The sequence below is a fragment of the Maribacter sp. BPC-D8 genome (genome assembly GCF_035207705.1).
GTDB lineage: Bacteria > Bacteroidota > Bacteroidia > Flavobacteriales > Flavobacteriaceae > Maribacter.
This window is the reverse complement of record NZ_CP128187.1, coordinates 467,455-485,248: the sequence shown is the minus strand read 5'-3', so window position 1 is coordinate 485,248 and position 17,794 is coordinate 467,455. Positions and strand designations below refer to the sequence as shown.

General features: G+C 36.4%; 14 protein-coding genes. 3 read left to right on the top strand and 11 right to left on the bottom strand.

Going from position 1 to position 17,794, the window contains the following annotated elements:
- Window positions 1-86: 86 nt before the first annotated feature.
- Entirely contained in the window at window positions 87-998 is a 912-nt protein-coding gene (locus tag QSV08_RS02020; RefSeq protein ID WP_324026115.1) for an alpha/beta hydrolase, read from the bottom strand.
- A 15-nt stretch (window positions 999-1,013) separates the two neighbouring features.
- Window positions 1,014-1,745, bottom strand: a complete 732-nt coding sequence (locus QSV08_RS02015; protein WP_324026113.1) for a M15 family metallopeptidase — start codon at window positions 1,743-1,745, stop codon at window positions 1,014-1,016.
- A gap of 103 nt (window positions 1,746-1,848) precedes the next feature.
- On the opposite strand from QSV08_RS02015, the gene QSV08_RS02010 reads away from it, so the two are divergent.
- Both QSV08_RS02010 and QSV08_RS02005 read left to right on the top strand, forming a co-directional pair.
- The gene (locus QSV08_RS02010) at window positions 1,849-2,973 is read left to right on the top strand and encodes a glycoside hydrolase family 130 protein (protein WP_324026112.1); all 1,125 of its coding nucleotides are present in this window, start codon (window positions 1,849-1,851) and stop codon (window positions 2,971-2,973) included.
- Window positions 2,974-3,014: 41 nt separating this feature from the next.
- Window positions 3,015-4,802 carry an arylsulfatase gene (locus QSV08_RS02005; protein ID WP_324026111.1) on the top strand — a complete coding sequence of 596 codons (1,788 nt, stop codon included), beginning with the start codon at window positions 3,015-3,017 and terminating at the stop codon, window positions 4,800-4,802.
- A gap of 4 nt (window positions 4,803-4,806) precedes the next feature.
- Here the strand turns inward: QSV08_RS02005 and QSV08_RS02000 are convergent, their stop codons facing one another.
- From QSV08_RS02000 to QSV08_RS01980, 5 genes are all read right to left on the bottom strand, one after another.
- The gene (locus QSV08_RS02000; RefSeq protein ID WP_324026110.1) at window positions 4,807-6,417 is read right to left on the bottom strand and encodes a sulfatase; all 1,611 of its coding nucleotides are present in this window, start codon (window positions 6,415-6,417) and stop codon (window positions 4,807-4,809) included.
- A gap of 73 nt (window positions 6,418-6,490) precedes the next feature.
- A complete protein-coding gene (locus QSV08_RS01995) occupies window positions 6,491-7,312 on the bottom strand; it encodes a sugar phosphate isomerase/epimerase family protein (RefSeq protein ID WP_324026108.1) in 822 nt (273 codons plus the stop codon).
- 11 nt (window positions 7,313-7,323) lie between these two features.
- Window positions 7,324-8,049 (bottom strand): gluconate 2-dehydrogenase subunit 3 family protein, encoded by a 726-nt coding sequence (locus QSV08_RS01990; protein ID WP_407943388.1) that lies wholly within the window; start codon window positions 8,047-8,049, stop codon window positions 7,324-7,326.
- A gap of 1 nt (window position 8,050) precedes the next feature.
- On the bottom strand, window positions 8,051-9,772 hold the full coding sequence (locus QSV08_RS01985) for a GMC family oxidoreductase (RefSeq protein WP_324026106.1): 1,722 nt from the start codon (window positions 9,770-9,772) through the stop codon (window positions 8,051-8,053).
- Between the two features lie 131 nt (window positions 9,773-9,903).
- Window positions 9,904-11,283: a sialate O-acetylesterase gene (locus QSV08_RS01980; RefSeq protein WP_324026104.1), complete on the bottom strand. Its 1,380-nt coding sequence runs from the start codon at window positions 11,281-11,283 to the stop codon at window positions 9,904-9,906.
- A gap of 144 nt (window positions 11,284-11,427) precedes the next feature.
- On the opposite strand from QSV08_RS01980, the gene QSV08_RS01975 reads away from it, so the two are divergent.
- Window positions 11,428-12,801 (top strand): Gfo/Idh/MocA family protein, encoded by a 1,374-nt coding sequence (locus tag QSV08_RS01975; RefSeq protein ID WP_324026102.1) that lies wholly within the window; start codon window positions 11,428-11,430, stop codon window positions 12,799-12,801.
- A 1-nt stretch (window position 12,802) separates the two neighbouring features.
- On the opposite strand, the gene QSV08_RS01970 is transcribed toward QSV08_RS01975, so the two are convergent.
- From QSV08_RS01970 to QSV08_RS01955, 4 genes are all read right to left on the bottom strand, one after another.
- Window positions 12,803-13,819 (bottom strand): LacI family DNA-binding transcriptional regulator, encoded by a 1,017-nt coding sequence (locus QSV08_RS01970; protein WP_324026100.1) that lies wholly within the window; start codon window positions 13,817-13,819, stop codon window positions 12,803-12,805.
- A gap of 159 nt (window positions 13,820-13,978) precedes the next feature.
- Window positions 13,979-15,295, bottom strand: a complete 1,317-nt coding sequence (gene xylA, locus QSV08_RS01965; protein WP_416382049.1) for a xylose isomerase — start codon at window positions 15,293-15,295, stop codon at window positions 13,979-13,981.
- A 10-nt stretch (window positions 15,296-15,305) separates the two neighbouring features.
- A complete protein-coding gene (locus QSV08_RS01960) occupies window positions 15,306-16,793 on the bottom strand; it encodes a xylulokinase (protein WP_324026098.1) in 1,488 nt (495 codons plus the stop codon).
- Between the two features lie 234 nt (window positions 16,794-17,027).
- A complete protein-coding gene (locus QSV08_RS01955; RefSeq protein ID WP_324026096.1) occupies window positions 17,028-17,669 on the bottom strand; it encodes a response regulator transcription factor in 642 nt (213 codons plus the stop codon).
- Between the last annotated feature and the right edge of the window lie 125 nt (window positions 17,670-17,794).

The following is a 17,794-nucleotide window of genomic DNA, read 5'->3' as shown; positions in this document are numbered from 1 at the left end:
TCGAAGGGCTACATCCCGAAAATTCCGATTGCAAAAATAGAGAAGTTCTGTAGATTAGAATCTATCTTTTACCAAAACTTGAAATCCTATCTCAAAGAAACGATCCAGTCTATCATACGCTCACCCCAATCTTTCAAATGCTCATCATGTAAACCTAATCCGAATCCGTGTCCGCCTTTTGGGTAGATATGCATCGTTGCAGAAACTCCTTTTTCCTTTACTGCTTTATAAAATAACAAGCTATTTTCTACAGATACTACCGTATCATCGGTAGCGTGAAGTAAAAATGTTGGTGGTGTTTGCTCGGTAACTTGTTTTTCATTCGAAAAGTAATCGACCATGTCAATCGTTGGGTTCTCCCCAATTAAATTCTTCTTCGAACCTTGGTGTGTCATTTCACCAAATGATATTACAGGATACCCCAATGCCATAAAATCTGGTCGAGCACTTTCTTTATCAATATCATCAACAGCTTTATACACCTTTTCATTAAAATGCGTTCCTAAAGTCGATGCTAAATGTCCGCCAGCAGAGAAGCCTATTATTCCTATTTTATTGGATTCAACATTAAATTTTTCTGCATTATTTCTTACTAACCGTATCGCTCTTTGAGCATCTATTAGCGGTACATATTTTTTATCTTTCTGAGAAACATCTGAAGGCAAACGATACTTGACCACTATACCGGCAATACCCTTACTATTGAAGAACTTTGCAATATCGGTACCTTCCCAATCATAGGCGAGTATACCATATCCTCCTCCCGGAAAAATTAAAACCGCTTCGCCTGTTGCATCTCGTTTTGATGGTAAATAGACCTCTATAGTAGGTACCTGAACTTTACTGATTCGTAAAATTTCATTTTGCTCATGTAACTCCTTTTCTGAGCTCTTTATCTGATTAGGAATTTTATCTTTTGACCATAATGGCATAATGGTGTCTTGTGCAGCGGTGTTACCCACAACAACCAGCATTAACAAAAATAGTGTGTTTTTCATATCTAGTCTTTTAGGTTATTCACAATCCCATTTAAAATTGGCTATTGGGTCATGTGATGCCCCTTGTAAATTATAATGCCACCATTCGGTTCTGGTGGACCAGAATCCATATTTTTCCATGGTTTCCTTCAGTAACTTTCTATTATCAAGAATGTCTTGAGGTAAGTCAAAATTATCGTGATAGGCAAGTTTTCCGAAGAAATCAAAATCCGAAGGCATTTTTACTTCGTCTCCTTCTAAAGTAACTAAAGTAATATCTACTGCCCCACCCTTATTATGAATGGAACCTTTTACAGGATTAGCCACGTATTGCGGATTAGGAACAATTTTCCACATTTTATACTGTACAGAATTAGGTCGATAACAGTCATAAAATTTAATTTTTACTCCGTGCTTTTTAAATTCTTCATTTGCCTTTAATAATGCCTTTACAGTTTTTGCTCTTGTATAACATTCACCACAATCATATACTTGCTCTTTTAAAAAGTTATTATCCGTAGCATATCTTAAGTCATACGCAAAGCCATCACTATAGTCTGCTAATCGAACGAATGTAGTATCTGCAATACCTTTCAAACTTTTAAATACAGGTTTCTCTGCTTTAGGTTCTATTATGGAATCTATTACAATTTCTACTACTGGCTTTTTATTGGCAGCTGTGTTTGTATTTTTAGCTTCTTCTTTACACCCTACCGTAAACACAAGAATTGTCATTACTAACAATACCCAAACGCTATTCTTAAACATGTTCTAATTTTATTTGTGTTTCAAGATACAGATTTTTACTAGAGGTGCTTTATCTTTAAAGTAGTTTCAATTAGTAATGATCAATTCTATTTAACCAAAAACCATGAACAACCATATATTTCTATTTTTGAGCCTAGCGCTATTATGTTTCTCATGTAAGAATGATAAGAAGCCATTAAATACAAATTTAGAAAAACCGGCATCTCCTTGGCTCTTGGGTTTTCAGAAAACTGAGCTTAATCCAATAATGAAACCAGATTCTACCTATACATTTTTAGATCCGATTTCTAATAATGAAGTCCGTTGGCAAAAGGCAGATGTTTTTAATCCGGGAGCTATCGTAAAAAATGATACGGTATTTCTATTGTTTAGGGCAGAAGATAACCCTGATGCTATCTTAGGAGAAAGAACCTCACGCATTGGATTAGCCTTTAGTACTGACGGATTACACTTTACAAAATATGCGAAACCTGTACTTTTTCCCGATAACGATGAATTTGCAAAATGGGACCAACCTGGTGGTGTAGAAGACCCTAGAATTGTTGAAACACCCGAAGGCACTTACATTATGCTTTATACAAGTTGGAATAATGATGTTGCCAGACTTTCTAGCGCTACATCTAAAGATTTAAAAACGTGGACAAAAGAAGGTCCGGTTTTTGAAAATGCCTATGATGGAAAATATTTAAACGAATGGAGTAAATCTGGGTCAATGGTTACCGAATTAGTAAACGGACGATTACTTGCTAAAAAAATAAATGGAAAGTATTTGATGTACTGGGGAGAGCTGTTCGTTAATCTTGCCACTTCTGAAAATGGTGTCGATTGGGAACCTAGCTTAACTGAAGAAGGTGATTTACTTCATAGTTTTAAACCGACTTTAAATGAGTTTGACAGCCATTTAACCGAACCGGGACCGCCAGCCTTATATACAGATGCGGGTATACTTTTATTGTACAATGGTAAAAACTTAAGTGGAGATGGTGCAACTACTAAATACCCTGAAGGTACTTATTGTGGTGGGCAAGTCTTATTCGATAAAAATGATCCGACTAAAATGATTGAAAGAATGGAGGTACCTTTTATTTGCCCAAGCTTACCTCATGAAATCAGCGGACAATATAAGGCAGGAACAACCTTTATTCAAGGTTTGGTGTATTTCTATAATAAGTGGTTTTTATATTATGGTACTGCCGACTCTATGGTTGGTTTGGCAATTAAAGAATAACTCGTAACCTGATTATGCTAAATAAAGTTCTAAAATAATTTATGAAATTCATAAAAGTTACTACCAGTCTACTAATTATACTTTTCACAATATCATGTTCAGAAAAAGTTAAAGAAAACAGCATTAAATCAGAAATTAAAAAGCCGAACATCATTCTATTTTTAGCTGATGATCAAGGCTGGGGAGATTTAAGTAGTAGCGGTAATACCAATTTAAATACGCCGAATATAGATGCTTTAAAAACTAATGGAGCATCGTTCAATAATTTTTATGTTCAACCAGTTTGTTCGCCTACAAGGGCAGAAATATTAACTGGTAGATATTTTACCCGTACGGGCGTTTATGAAACTTCCTCTGGCGGTGAACGTATTAATTTAGATGAAACTACCATTGCAGAAATTCTTAAAGATGCGGGCTATAAAACAGCCGCTTTAGGTAAATGGCATAATGGTATGCAACCACCATATCACCCAAATAGCAGAGGCTTTGATGAGTACTACGGATTCGCCTCTGGGCATTGGGGAAACTATTTTAGCCCTATGCTAGAACATAACGGAGAGCTGGTGAAAGGAAATGGCTTTTTGGTTGATGACCTGACGGATAAAGGACTTGAATTTATTAAACAAAATACTGACGAATCTTTTTTCCTATACCTTCCTTATAACACTCCGCACAGCCCAATGCAAGTGCCCGACGAGTTTTGGAATAAAATGAAGGACAAGTCTTTTGATTACTTATCTGATGAGGATGTAAATGAAGACCTTCAGTTTACTAAAGCTGCTTTGGCTATGGTTGAGAATATTGACTATAACGTTGGAAGAATTACCTATAAAATTAAAAACCTTAATCTAGAAGATGATACCGTCATCATTTACCTTTCTGATAACGGACCAAATGCCTATCGTTGGAATGGCGGCATGAGAGGCAAAAAAGGAAATGTTGATGAAGGCGGAGTTCGAACTCCATTTTATATACAATGGACCAACCATATTCAAAAAGGATTACATCTTGATGAAATTGCCAGCGGTATTGATATTCTACCTACTATTTGTAGCCTACTTTCTATTCCTATAAACACTGATTTACCCATTGACGGCGAAGATTTAAGTCCGATACTTTTAGGTGGAGATCAGGAAAATAAAAACCGATATATCTATAACCATTGGAATGGCAAAACTAGTGTTCGTAGTCAACAATTTAGACTAGATGAAGAAAATAGACTATACGATATTACTAATGATAGAGCGCAATTAAATGATGTTTCAAAGTACCATCCTGAAATTTTAAGAGCTTTAATTACAGCAAAGAATGATTTTGAAACTGAAACTATTAAAACGACAAAAGAGAATGACAATCGCGCTTTCACCTTAGCTTACCCGAAGGCACTTTACACACAATTACCAGCTAGAGATGGTAAGGCTTATGGGAATATTCATCGGAGTAATCAATGGCCAAACGATTCATTTTTTACCAATTGGAAATCTGTTAATGACTCTATTACGTGGAATGTTGATGTTCTTGAAGCAGGTCGTTTTCAAGTGGAAATGTATTACACTTGTCTAGCCCAAGATTTAGGTGCAATTGTAGAACTAAGTTTTGACACTAGTAAAATAGCGACAAAAATTACCCAGTCTTTTGACCCACCCTTGATAGGCAAAGAAAATGACCGGGTACCTAGAATGGAATCTTATGTAAAAGAATTTAAGCCTTTAAACTTAGGGATTATATCATTACCTAAAGGAAAAGGAATATTGACACTTAAAGCTCTTGAAATTCCAAATAACCAAGTTGGCGATTTTAGATTACTTCAATTTAAAAAGGTAGAATAAGCATTTAATCCCAAATCAAAATATCACTATCTCTATAACCTATACGCTCTACTTTGGCTTCAAAATGTATATTCATTGGCAGTATTTCTGAATAGATATTCCAAATAGAATCTTTAGGAACACGCCAAATAATGGTTGTACCAGGATCACGATGTATTAATTCTAAGCCCTTTTCTGATTCTTCTACTTGAAGATTCTCAAGTTTGGGCTGCTGACCATCTACTAGCCAGTTATCAATTAATGTTCTCTCATCAAATTCGCCAAGATCCTTAGTGTCCTTAATCCATTTTTCTAGTAATTCTCTGTAATGCAATAGCGAATCTTTGAATGAAGGGTTTAATGCCAAATTGTGTAATTCTTCAGGGTCATTTACTAAATCATAAAACTCTTCTTCAGGTTTGTTGGGCTTCATCCAAATTGATGAGAATTCGTCTAATTTATGTAAACTATCTAACTCACCTAATTCTTGCATCATGCCCATTTGTTTTCTGTACGCCACTGGCAAGGCCCTACTAATATCAGTGTTATAGTTCTTTATATACTTGAATCTAGTTGATCTTACAGCTCGTAATCGGTCATATAATTCATCAAACCTGTCTGATGTATGATAACTTATCTGTGGCTTTTTCTTATTCTCAAACTCCCCAAACTGGGCAATACCTTGCATAACTTTCGGTGGCTCTATACCTGCTAAAGACAGTATCGTCGGAGCTAAATCTATAAAATCGATTAATCGATTATCAGTGCTTCCGGCATTCTTGTTTTTAGGAAATTTTATCACCAATGGCACTTTTATACCTGTGTCATATAAAGCCCGTTTATATCGAGGGAACGGACCACCATGATCTCCATAAAAGAAAATATAGGTGTCGTTGTATAATCCGTCGGATTTCAACTGTTCTATAATCTTTCCTATTTGATTATCAAGTCTTTTTAAATTACTATAGTTTACGGCAAGATCAAGACGAACCGTTTCCGTATTTGGAAAATACTTCGGAACCTTTACTTCTGCCGGATTTACAGAAAGGGAGTCTTTAGTTCTTGCCCATATCTGAGACTCATGACAAACCGAAAAATTGAACACACTAAAAAACGGTTGCCCTGGTGAACGATTTCTCCAACTGTGCTCATCACTAGAGTCATCCCAGGCAGCATCTGTCTTTTTAAAATTATAATCCTCTTTTGGTCCGTTCGATGTATAGTAGCCTTTTTGTCTTAGATATTCTGTAAACATTTTTACTCCATCTGGGACTATAGGAGAATAACTAGGTAAATTTATACTGGGTTCGTTATCGCCAATTGCGTATGCATTATAAGTACGCATATTATGTGTACCTAATGTAGATGGATACATGCCTGTAATAATTGCACTTCGTGCAGGTGCACAAACTGCTACCGGTGAAACTGCATTCGTAAAAACAACACCGTCTGCAGCTAAAGATTCTAAATATGGTAATGACTGTATAGAATCACCATACATAGGAAACCAATCGGGAGATTGATCCTCTGCCACCAACCAAATAATATTTGGTGCTGTTGTTTCAGCAACCTTTTCAGGTGAATTTTGACACGAAACAAAGGCTGTAATTATCAATAGCGAAATAAGATATTTCATACTACTAAATATAAACAAAAAACCTCCTATTTAATTAAAAATAGAAGGTTGCATTGCACTTTTGGTTGTTGGTTTACTTCAAACTTTTTAGATACACTAAGCTCTTTGGTACTTGCGTAACAACATTCTTAGATTCATCTTCTATGAACATATATTCAATGCCTAATTTTTTAGCTTCAGCAACTACGCCAGCAATATCTATTTGCCCTGTTCCTAAAATAACATTGGTATCATCTTCTTCATGACCGGTATTATTACCTTCAATACCTTTTTCCATATCCTTTAAATGTAAAAGGGTAAATTTCTTCGGATATTTCTTCATCAACGCCAACGGATCAGCACCACCATGTTGCGCCCAGAACACATCTAATTCAAAAGTAAAATCTGTTGCGTTCTTAGCCATGTAATCGAATAAAGTACCACTTCTATAAGGTCTAAATTCATACCCATGCGGGTGATACGCTAATACGAGTCCGTTCTTCTTTAAAATCTTACCTGCTTTATTGAATACTTCTGTCGCATGTTTTGTTTCCTCAAGATCCCACTTGTTATCATCATGAGGTACCCATGCACACATTACATATTTAGCACCGAAATCTTTTGCATTTTTTATAACCTTGTCCACATCATTCTCCAAGTCGTCAAAACCAGCACCTATACTAACCATCTCTAGATCATTTTCAGCTAGTAAGGCTTTAAAATCCTCCAATGGCATATCATAAGTTTCGCCACCTTCGATTTTGGTTATTCCCCATTCATTGATCAATCCTAGGGTGTTAGAAACATCCATTTTAAATTGATTTCTAAGACTATATAACTGTAAACCTACCTCTTGGGCTTGCGCTAAAAAACCACTACCCAAAAGGATAGTGGCAATCATTACTTTTTTTATCATCGTGATATTAATTACGTAAGTAAATTTCCTTCGTCATCCCATTCAGCCATTACGTTACGTTGACTTTGGTCTACACATTTTGCAATCCATGCTGGGTCATAGGCTACACCATGCTGATCAAGTACATCTTGCGGTACACCATCCCAAACATTAGGTGAATTTCCTTTATATCCTAAATCTGCAATACCTACTTTAGAAGTATAGTAACCTGTAACAGTTAGGCCACGCATGGTATAGAAAAATTGAATTTCTAATGGTTGCTCGCTTAAAGGTTTCTCAGTATCATGCCAGCAGATTTCATCACAAATTTGCTTTTTCTGTTCTAAGGTAGCCGACTTAAATTCTGTGCCGAACTCCGTATTACTTTTATGATCTAACCACATTAGACCACCTAATAATGTAGGTGCCATTTCTGGAATGTCTTTACCCATAAATTCTACAAGTGCCGGCACTTCTGCCTCTATCGGACCACCATGTGGCTCTTTTGGAGGAAGTATTACTACACTTAAAGCTGCAATGGTTTCCATCTCATGCTCGTTGAACAATTGCTCAGCGTTCAGTTTCTCTATACGATCCAATTCTTCTGGCGTTCTACCAAAAAACTTCTCACTACTGGTTGAAATTACCTCATCTACAGATTCGCCATTCTCAGTCTTACATGAATTGAAGACTAGCCCAGAGGTTGCCGCAGCACCACCAAGTATTAAAGTTTGTAAACTCTTTCTTCTATCCATCATCCTAAATATTTTGTGCCTTTAATTGTTCAATGATATAATCTGATGCTCTCCATGAAAGCGCCATAATCGTCCAAGTACAGTTCTTATCTGCTTGAGATACAAATACCCCTGCATCTACTATAAATACGTTGTCAGCATCATGTAACTGTTGAAATTTATTGGTCACCGATGTTTTAGGATCATCTCCCATTCTGGTTGTACCTACCTCGTGAATAATCTCACCTGGTTTGTTCAATCCGTAATCTTTGTCTTTACCTGGCTTGTCTCCTAAGTAATGACCACCCATATTATGAATAATCTCCTCAAAAGTATCTTGCATATGCTTCGCCTGGTTTACTTCGTATTCTGAATGCTTGTAATTAAACTTCAAAACAGGTATACCAAATTGATCTACTGTTGTAGGATCAATTTCACAGTAATTATCTTTGTAAGCGATTGCTTCTCCACGACCACCAAAACCTATTACAGAACCATAATATTTCTTTACATCATCACGTAAGCTTTCACCATAACCACCAGATTTTAATCCGAAATACTGGTTCATGGCATTCGGGTCCCAACCAAAACCGTAGTTAGGCTGACTCATGCCTCCCCAAACTTCAATATGATATCCTCTTGGAAAATTAAGTTTAGAGTTATCGCCCCACCAAGGTGAATAAACGTGCATACCACCTACTCCATCTTCGTTGTAAGATGTTTTTCTATTCATTAATCCTGGTATAACACCTGAAGCACCTGAACCTGTAGAATCATGTAAATATCTACCAACAAGGTTACTACTATTACCTAACCCGTTAGGGTGTTGCTTACTCTTAGAGTTTAAAAGTATACGTGCAGAACTACATGCAGATGCAGCCAATACCACTACTTTACCTCTAAGTGTATATTCTTTTCTATCTTCTTTGTTGATATAAGATACACCTGTCGCCTTACCTTCTTCATTGGTAAGCACTTCGCGTACCATTGAGTTCACAAACAGTTTTACCTGTCCGCCACTCTTTTGAGCCGGAAAGATCAAACAACTACCTGCTGAGAAATCAGCATATATTTGACATGATCTACCGCATTGCCCGCAATAAAAACAAACGCCACGATCTTCATTAATTCTTTTGGTCAACATAGAAAGTCTACCTGGTATAACCGGTACGTTTGACTTCTTTGCGCCATTGATATAGAATAATTCGTGCAATCTTGGTTTCGGGGGAGGAAGAAAGAATCCGTCAGGATCGTTTTCTCTACCTTCATTGGTGCCAAATACACCAATTAACTTGTCTAATTTATCGTAATATGGTTTAACATCATCATAACCTATTGGCCAATCATCGCCATGACCATCACGGGTTTTTCCTTTAAAATCTTTAGGTCCGAAACGTAAAGAAATACGCCCCCAGTGATTGGTTCGTCCTCCGAGCATTCTTGCACGCCACCATTTAAATTCAGTTCCTTCTGCATGTGTATATGGCTCTCCTTCTACTTCCCAATCTCCCCATGACATATCCCATTCACCAAAAGCTCTATCTGTACCTGCTCCTCTTCTTGGAGAATCATATGGTTGTTTTAATTGAGTCATGGTCTTTGGATCAGCTGGATCAAAAAATGGACCCGCTTCAACAACAGCTACATTTAAACCTGCATCTGCCAATTGTTTGGTAGCCATACCACCACCAGCTCCTGAACCTACGATGATAACATCAAAGATTTCTGAGGATTCCTTTATCTGCATAATTTGAAATTAGTTATTGATTACAATTTAACTATTTATTAAAATAAGAACCTGTGTTTTTAGCTGAATAACATTCGTTACTGGACGGACGGATACTTTTTAAGCATATTAGTCCGTTTTGGGCAATTTTGTTATTCGCTTATAAAAGTAGAAGCAGGCAAACCTGCCGTATTGAACAAAGTACTAATGTCTGTACTTTTAAAAGCATATCTAACCCCTGTCGGATTCTTCACTTCTTTTGAGCTTACGATTACTTCATTATTCTTCAGTTTTGCCTTCGCAGAAAACCATTCTCCTGCAGCATTTGAAACTTCAAAAAGTGTTATTTTCTTTCCTTTATTATATAATCCGTCAGCGTGAGTGAACTTCACTTTTAGCTGATTGCCGTCTACTTCAAAAGATTCGTAAAGCGGACCATAGACTTCTGTATCGGCTAATAAACCGTAGTGATTTTTAAGTGCAATATTCGCCAATCGTAAACCTACATCTTGTTTGTTTAAAGGGTGAATATTTTCGGTCGTACAAATATCACTGGTCATAGCCATGCCAGTATTTTTCAACGCCAAAGTTCTTCGTTGTTGGTCGCGTACCATACCACCCGCAAACTCTTGATCGTATTTAAATGGCGCTATTTGTACATAGTAAAATGGAAAATCGTCATTCCATTCTTTACGCCAAGAAGTAATCATTTTACTAAAAAGATCTTGGTAGCTTTCTGCGTTTGCCGTATTAGCTTCGCCTTGATACCAAAGTGTTCCTGCAATTTTAAACTTGGTCAAAGGTGCTATCATACCATTGTACAAAGTAGATTTCTCTACCGTCACCCATTTATTTGGTTCTACTTTTTTGTGCGCTTCGACCAATTCGGGGTGTGCCTTAAATACAGACGCCGGAGTCCAGACTTCTGCGCTAGATGCTCCCCATGCGTTATCTATTAATCCGATCGGAATGTTTAATTCTTCTTGAACCTTTCTTGCAAAAAAATAGGCAACTGCACTAAAATCTTGCATGGTTTCAGGTGAACAAGCTACCCATGTACCATCCATATCTTCCTGCGGATACTTAGCTGTTCTTTTTGCAACCGTAAACAATCGAATATTCGGGTAGTTAGCATTATCAACTTCAAAATCTCTATTCGCAATTTTACTGTTTGCACTCCACTCCATATTACTTTGCCCAGAGCAAAGCCACACCTCACCTACCAACACATCTTTCAGGGTAATTTCGTTTTTACTACCCTTAAATGTTATTTGAAACGGTCCGCCTGCTTGTGGAGTTTTTACAATTAGCTCCCATTTTGCATCATTACCTGTTTTAACGGCTACGGTCTCATCGTTCCAACTTGTATAAATTGTAAACTCTTCATTGGGGTCTGCCCAGCCATAAAGCAATACATCGCTTTCTCGTTGCAAAACCATTTCATTAGAGAATATTTTAGGTAGTGTAATTTCAGCCTTGGCAAAAGTGGTAACCACCAGGCACAGCATCATCAGGATAAAACGTAAATTCATTGTATGTGATAAAATTTTGATTTAAATATACCTATTTATGCCTCATATTAACAAATTCATAATCATTGAATATTATTTTTAAAGGATTTGTTATCTTGACTCTTATAATTATGATATTCATAAGCTCCTAAAAACCAACTTGTCATGCCTAACCAACCTCTATCCATTAAAAGACGAAATTTTATTAAAGCAGCATCGGCATCACTACTATTTACTTCTTTACCTTCTTACGCATTTAAATTTTTCGCAAACGAAAAGCCAAAAAGAGTAGCTCTTATTGGTACTGGTTGGTATGGCACAAGCGATTTATTACGTCTTATTCAGGTAGCAAATGTAGAAGTGGTTTCGCTTTGTGATGTAGATACAAATCAATTAAATACTGCAGCACAATTAGTTTCTGAACGGCAAAAAAATGGCAAAAAACCAAAACTTTTTTCTGATTATAGAACCATGCTACAAAAGCATAAACTAGATATTGTTCTAATAGGCACACCCGATCATTGGCATGCCTTAACCTGCATTGAAGCACTTAAATCTGGAGCTCACGTTTATGTTCAAAAACCGATCAGCGTAGATGTTATGGAAGGTGAGGCAATGGTCGCTGCTGCTAGAAAATATAACAAAGTAGTTCAAGTGGGTACACAACGAAAAAGTACGCCGCATCTTGTAGCGGCTAAAAAGCAAATTATTGATACCGGATTGTTAGGCACCATTGGTCACGTAGATATGAGTTGCTATTATCATATGCGGGCAAATGGGAATCCGCCAGAGCAGGAAGTTCCCGATTTCTTTGATTATGAAATGTGGACAGGTCCCGCACCTATGAGACCTTACGATGGTCTACCCCACAAAAGATGGTGGCGTACGTTTCGAGAATATGGAAACGGAATTACAGGTGATATGTGTGTACATATGTTAGATACCGTTCGTTGGATGCTCGATTTAGGATGGCCCAAACGTATTAGTTCTGAAGGCGGAATTTTTGTTCAGAAGGATGGAAAATCGAACATATCTGACACCCAATCTGCCGTATTCGAGTATGACGACCATAATTGCAATTGGCAACATAGAACATGGGGAAACCCAGATGATACAGATTACCCCTGGGCTTTTAAAATATACGGAGAAAAAGGTGTTCTAATGGGCGATGTGATGAAAGCGGAATTTATACCTGTAGATGGTAGTGAAATTATTCGCTTTGATGTTGTTTATGAGAAGGAGATATACCCTGAAGATCTTACTGAAAAAGACATAGAATTGCATGCTGCACCCGCTACTCGTAGGCATATGACAGATTTCTTGAATGCGATTCAAAATAATACCAAGCCTGTTGCTGATATTGAAAACGGACACATTTCTACCGCTAGCTGTATTTTGGCAAATTTATCGATGGATTTAAAAAGGCCTTTAATATATGAGCCAGAAAGTAGAACTGTTTTAAATGACCCAGAAGCTACTGCATTATTGCAACGAGATTATCGTGGCGATTGGAAGCATCCACACCCAGATTCGGTCTAGTTTATTGTAGTTTTTTGGTGGAATCTCTTACCAGCAAACTGGTTTTTACAACCTTAGTCTCATAAGGCAAACCAGGGTTTTTAATTCTGTTAATCAAAAGTTTAGCTGTTTGCTCGCCTATATATTTACCATGCTGACTCACCATGGTTAGTGACGGAGTTACGTATTTAGATAACTGTCCGTTTGTAAAGCCAATAATTGAAATATCATTTGGTACGTTATACCCTCTTGCCTTAACTACTTCTAAGACTTGAACGGCAATTAGTTCATCGATACCTATGATACCATCTATGGTTTTATAATTCAGTAAAAAGGACATCAATAAATCTAAATCATCTTTTATGGTAAGGTTGATAACCAGCTTAGGATCAAAAGGAATATCTAATTCTTCTAACGCTTTTTTATATCCTAAAAGTCTTAATTTACCTACACTTGAACTAGATATAGGGTTAACGACCGCTATATTTTTACAACCTATATTTATTAGGTGTTTAGTTATTTTATACCCTGCCTCTAAATCGTCAACAACGACCTTGTCGCATTGCACGTTTTCTGAAACTCTATCAAAAAGTACTACAGGAATATCGTTATTAATTACATCGATTAATGCTTCGTGCGTGTCTTCGTTCTGACTTTCTTCTGCTAACGACATAATTACGCCATCTACAGTACCCGCGTCAAAAAACTCAAGTGTTTTCGTTTCTTTGGCACTAGATTCATTACTGATACAACTAATGATATTATAGCCACTTTCATTGGCTACCTTTTCAATACCGTATAGAACTTGAACAAAAAAGTAATTTAAAATATTGGGTACGATTACACCAATTGTCTTGGTACTCTTATTCAATAAGTTAAGTGCTAATCGGTTAGGCTTATAATGCTTCTCTTTAGCGTAGGCCTGAATCTTTATCTTTAGGTCATTACTAATTTCGTGACTATCATTTATCGCTTTAGAAACGGTAGAGATAGAAACACCAAAATGCCCGGCAATATCTTTTAGAGTTACTTTTTTCATAATTAATACTGCAAAAGAACAGATTTAAATTGACATTTAAATTATTCGTAAAAGCAAACTGTCCCTAATGGTAAAACCAAGGGACAGTTATCTTCATATTTTATAAATTCCATAACCCAAATTACCAATGATTATTGGTTAAAACTGGGGAGATACAACTTATATGTATTGATTGATGATGTTCTCAAACAATTCTTGCTTACCACTCTGTAATTCTAACTCACCATTTTCTTTGGCGATATTGTAAAGATCTTTCATATCTAACTTACCGTTTTCAAAATCTTTTCCTTTACCAGAATCAAAAGAACTGTATCTGTTTTCACGTAACTTATTATATGATGACGATTCGATAATTTTATCTGCAGTAATCAATGCTCTTGCAAATGTATCTGCACCACCAATATGTGCGTGGAACACATCTTCTAAGTCCGTACTGTTTCTTCTTATTTTGGCATCAAAGTTTACTCCGCCACCTTGTAATCCGCCAGCAGCTAAGAATACCAACATTGCTTCTGTTGTTTCTTGAATGTTGTTAGGGAATTGATCTGTATCCCATCCATTTTGGTAATCACCTCTATTAGCATCTAAACTACCTAACATACCAGCTTTTGCTGCTACAGCAATTTCATGTTGAAAAGTATGCTGTGCCAATGTTGCATGGTTCACTTCGATGTTTATTTTAAAATCGTTCTCTAGACCGTACTCTTTTAGGAAACCTATTGCAGTAGCACTATCAAAATCGTACTGATGCTTCATTGGCTCCATTGGTTTTGGCTCTATAAAGAAATTCCCTTTAAACCCTTGGCTACGCGCATAATCTCTCGCCATAGTCAAAAACTGACCCATGTGATCTACTTCGCGACCTAAATCTGTATTCAATAAAGACATATAACCTTCTCTACCACCCCAGAAAACATAATTCTCACCACCTAAAGCGATAGTTGCATCTAAAGCCAATTTAATTTGACCACCTGCTCTTGCCAATACATTAAAATCAGGATTGGTAGAAGCACCGTTCATGTATCTTGGGTTTGAGAAACAGTTAGCCGTACCCCAAAGTAATTTCTTACCAGATTCTTTTTGCTTCTCTTTTAAGTAGTCAGTTATCGTTGCCAATCTCTTTTCAGATTCTGCAAATGTTGACCCTTCTTGAATTAAATCGAAATCATGAAAACAATAGTAATCAAATCCTATTTTATCAAAGAATTCAAAAGCTGCATCTGCCTTATCCTTAGCTGCTTGAATAGCATCTGATGATTTATCCCACTCAAAACTCTGTGTACCAGGACCAAATGGATCTGAACCTTGACCACAGAAGGTATGCCAGTACGCCGTTGAGAACTTAAAGTGATCACGCATAGTTTTACCAGCTACTACTTGATCAGGATTGTAGTATTTGAAAGCCATAGGATTGTCAGATTCCTTGCCTTCAAATTTAATTTTGTCTATTCCTTTAAAATATTCCTTGTTTGCCATTATGTTGATTTTATAAGTTGTTCAATATTAATTCCAATTCTTTTTTCCAAGTTGCATAAGCTTCTTGGTATGGTTTTTTATCTTTCTTCGGACTAAAAGTCATTACGTAATCATTATCTAAAATTGCCTTACCGAATGCTTCAAAATCGCCTTTGTATAAGTTTGCCGCTCTTGCCGCGCCAATTGCCCCAGTGGTATCATAAATTTCAATATCATACCCTATTAAGGTTGCCACGGTATTCGAAAATATTTCTGAACGAAAAAGGTTGTCGTTACCGGCACGCATCACGTTCACTTTAATTCCGTCAGATTCCATGATTTCCATTCCGTAAACAAAAGAAAAAGCAATACCTTCTAATGCAGAACGACACAAATGACCCTTACCGTGATTGTTTAAATTTAGGTTGAGAATTCTTGTACCTACTTCTTTACTTTGTAGCATTCTTTCGGCACCGTTACCAAACGGAATCATAGCAACGCCATCTGACCCAATTGGCACCTCATCTGCTAACGTATTCATTTCTTCATAAGAAGCAACATCGAGGTTGTTTAACAACCATCTGTACTGAATACCCGCACCATTTATACAAAGAAGCTTACCAATTCTAGCTGGTTTACCTGGCGAATAATTTACATGTGCAAAGTTGTTTACACGAGAGCTTTCTTTTACCGAAAGGTTATCTGTTACGGCATATACCACACCAGATGTACCACCCGTTGCAGCAACTTCACCAGGGTTAAAAACATTTAAAGTCAAAGCGTTATTTGGCTGATCGCCTGCTCTATATAGTATTGGAGTATCTATGGAAAGTCCGCTTTCTGTCGCCCCTTTTTCATCTACTTTAGATTGTACCGAAAAGGTATCAACGATATCGGGAATCATTTCTTTATCTAATCCGTATTGATCTAATACCAAATCAGCAATTGTATCTTTCTTGAAATCCCAAAAAATGCCTTCTGATAGACCAGAAACGGTAGTATTTACCACTCCCGATAACTTGTAAGCGATATAATCGCCCGGAAGCATCATTTTATAAATCTTCGCGTAAATTTCAGGCTCGTTTTCTTTGACCCATTTTAACTTAGACGCGGTAAAATTTGAAGGTGAATTTAATAGATGGGTATCACAGGTTTCTGCACCTATTTCTTCATAGGCTTGTTGACCAATGCCTACTGCCCTACTATCGCACCATATTATAGATTTTCTTAGAGAGTTACCTTCTTTATCAATAAGCACTAGACCGTGCATTTGATATGATATTCCGATACCTGAAATATCAGATTTACTAATACTTTCTTGTACACATAATTTGTCGATGCCACTACAAACGTAGTTCCACCAATCTTCCGGACTTTGTTCTGCCCAACCGTTTTTTACAGCTTCCATAGACATTTCTGTCTCAGGCTCTGTAACTACTCCAACACTTTTTCCGGTTGAAGCATTTACCAAAGCAATCTTAATAGATGAACTTCCGATATCTAATCCTAAATGGTACATAAATAGTATAAATTGGTTTGCTGTAATAAGTTAAACCAAAAATAGTTACTATACCGACCATTCAATATTTGTACTACGAAATATTATCGTAAATAGAATTCGTAGATATTGAATATTCTTACTAATACTTTTTAATATATTGATTATCAGTTATTTAAATTCATTTTAAAAAATAATTTATCTTCGAAAAGGTTTTCGTACTACCCTAACAATCAATACTTAACAAGTAGCACTTTAATACTGTTCTAGCTGATTTTGAAGCTGCTCTATTTTAGAAAGTGCCTCTGATTTAGAGTTTACATCTAACTTTAAATAGATATTCTGAATATGAAAATTTACCGCACTGGGAGTTACAAATAGCTTTTTCGCAATCATTTTATAAGTTGCTCCTTGACATAAAAAGTCTACAATTTGATTCTCTCTTTCAGAGAAAAAGGCAAATGTCTTTCTATGAAAATTACTAATGATTTTCTTAACAATATCATTGCTCATAGCGGCACCTTCTTTCTCCATACTACGTAATGCATGCTCTAATTTATCTAAGGTCAACGGCTTTGTCAAATAACCGTTCGCTCCTTTTTTAAAGGCATTTTTTATAATATCGAAATCATTGATTTCACTGAACATGATGATTTTTACTTCCCAATCTTTTTTCTTGAAAAGTTTAATGGCATCTACCCCATTCACATCATCCAAATCAATTTCTGAAAGTACAATATGAGGCTTGGTAAACTTATAATCTTTAATGGCATCTTTGGCAGATGTATAGCTGCCTACCACTTCATAACCATCGATTTCTTCGAAGTGATTTTTATAAACAGAATGTAATGAGGTATCTTTTTCTAATACTATTATTCTAATGCTTGAATTTTTCATAATCTCCATAGTTTTTGAAGCTATCATTCTAAAATAGAACAATAACTACAGTTAGTTTTGAGTAATTTCAATCAACTTTTACAAGGATTGAATAACTAAACAATAGACATGTATTATGAACTAAT

Coding starts and splice junctions, on each gene's coding strand:
- QSV08_RS02020 (WP_324026115.1), bottom strand. CDS start 998: ATGAAAAACACACTATTTTTGTTAATGCTGGTTGTTGTGGGTAACACC.
- QSV08_RS02015 (WP_324026113.1), bottom strand. CDS start 1,745: ATGTTTAAGAATAGCGTTTGGGTATTGTTAGTAATGACAATTCTTGTG.
- QSV08_RS02010 (WP_324026112.1), top strand. CDS start 1,849: ATGAACAACCATATATTTCTATTTTTGAGCCTAGCGCTATTATGTTTC.
- QSV08_RS02005 (WP_324026111.1), top strand. CDS start 3,015: ATGAAATTCATAAAAGTTACTACCAGTCTACTAATTATACTTTTCACA.
- QSV08_RS02000 (WP_324026110.1), bottom strand. CDS start 6,417: ATGAAATATCTTATTTCGCTATTGATAATTACAGCCTTTGTTTCGTGT.
- QSV08_RS01995 (WP_324026108.1), bottom strand. CDS start 7,312: ATGATAAAAAAAGTAATGATTGCCACTATCCTTTTGGGTAGTGGTTTT.
- QSV08_RS01990 (WP_407943388.1), bottom strand. CDS start 8,049: ATGATGGATAGAAGAAAGAGTTTACAAACTTTAATACTTGGTGGTGCT.
- QSV08_RS01985 (WP_324026106.1), bottom strand. CDS start 9,772: ATGCAGATAAAGGAATCCTCAGAAATCTTTGATGTTATCATCGTAGGT.
- QSV08_RS01980 (WP_324026104.1), bottom strand. CDS start 11,283: ATGAATTTACGTTTTATCCTGATGATGCTGTGCCTGGTGGTTACCACT.
- QSV08_RS01975 (WP_324026102.1), top strand. CDS start 11,428: ATGCCTAACCAACCTCTATCCATTAAAAGACGAAATTTTATTAAAGCA.
- QSV08_RS01970 (WP_324026100.1), bottom strand. CDS start 13,819: ATGAAAAAAGTAACTCTAAAAGATATTGCCGGGCATTTTGGTGTTTCT.
- xylA (WP_416382049.1), bottom strand. CDS start 15,295: ATGGCAAACAAGGAATATTTTAAAGGAATAGACAAAATTAAATTTGAA.
- QSV08_RS01960 (WP_324026098.1), bottom strand. CDS start 16,793: ATGTACCATTTAGGATTAGATATCGGAAGTTCATCTATTAAGATTGCT.
- QSV08_RS01955 (WP_324026096.1), bottom strand. CDS start 17,669: ATGAAAAATTCAAGCATTAGAATAATAGTATTAGAAAAAGATACCTCA.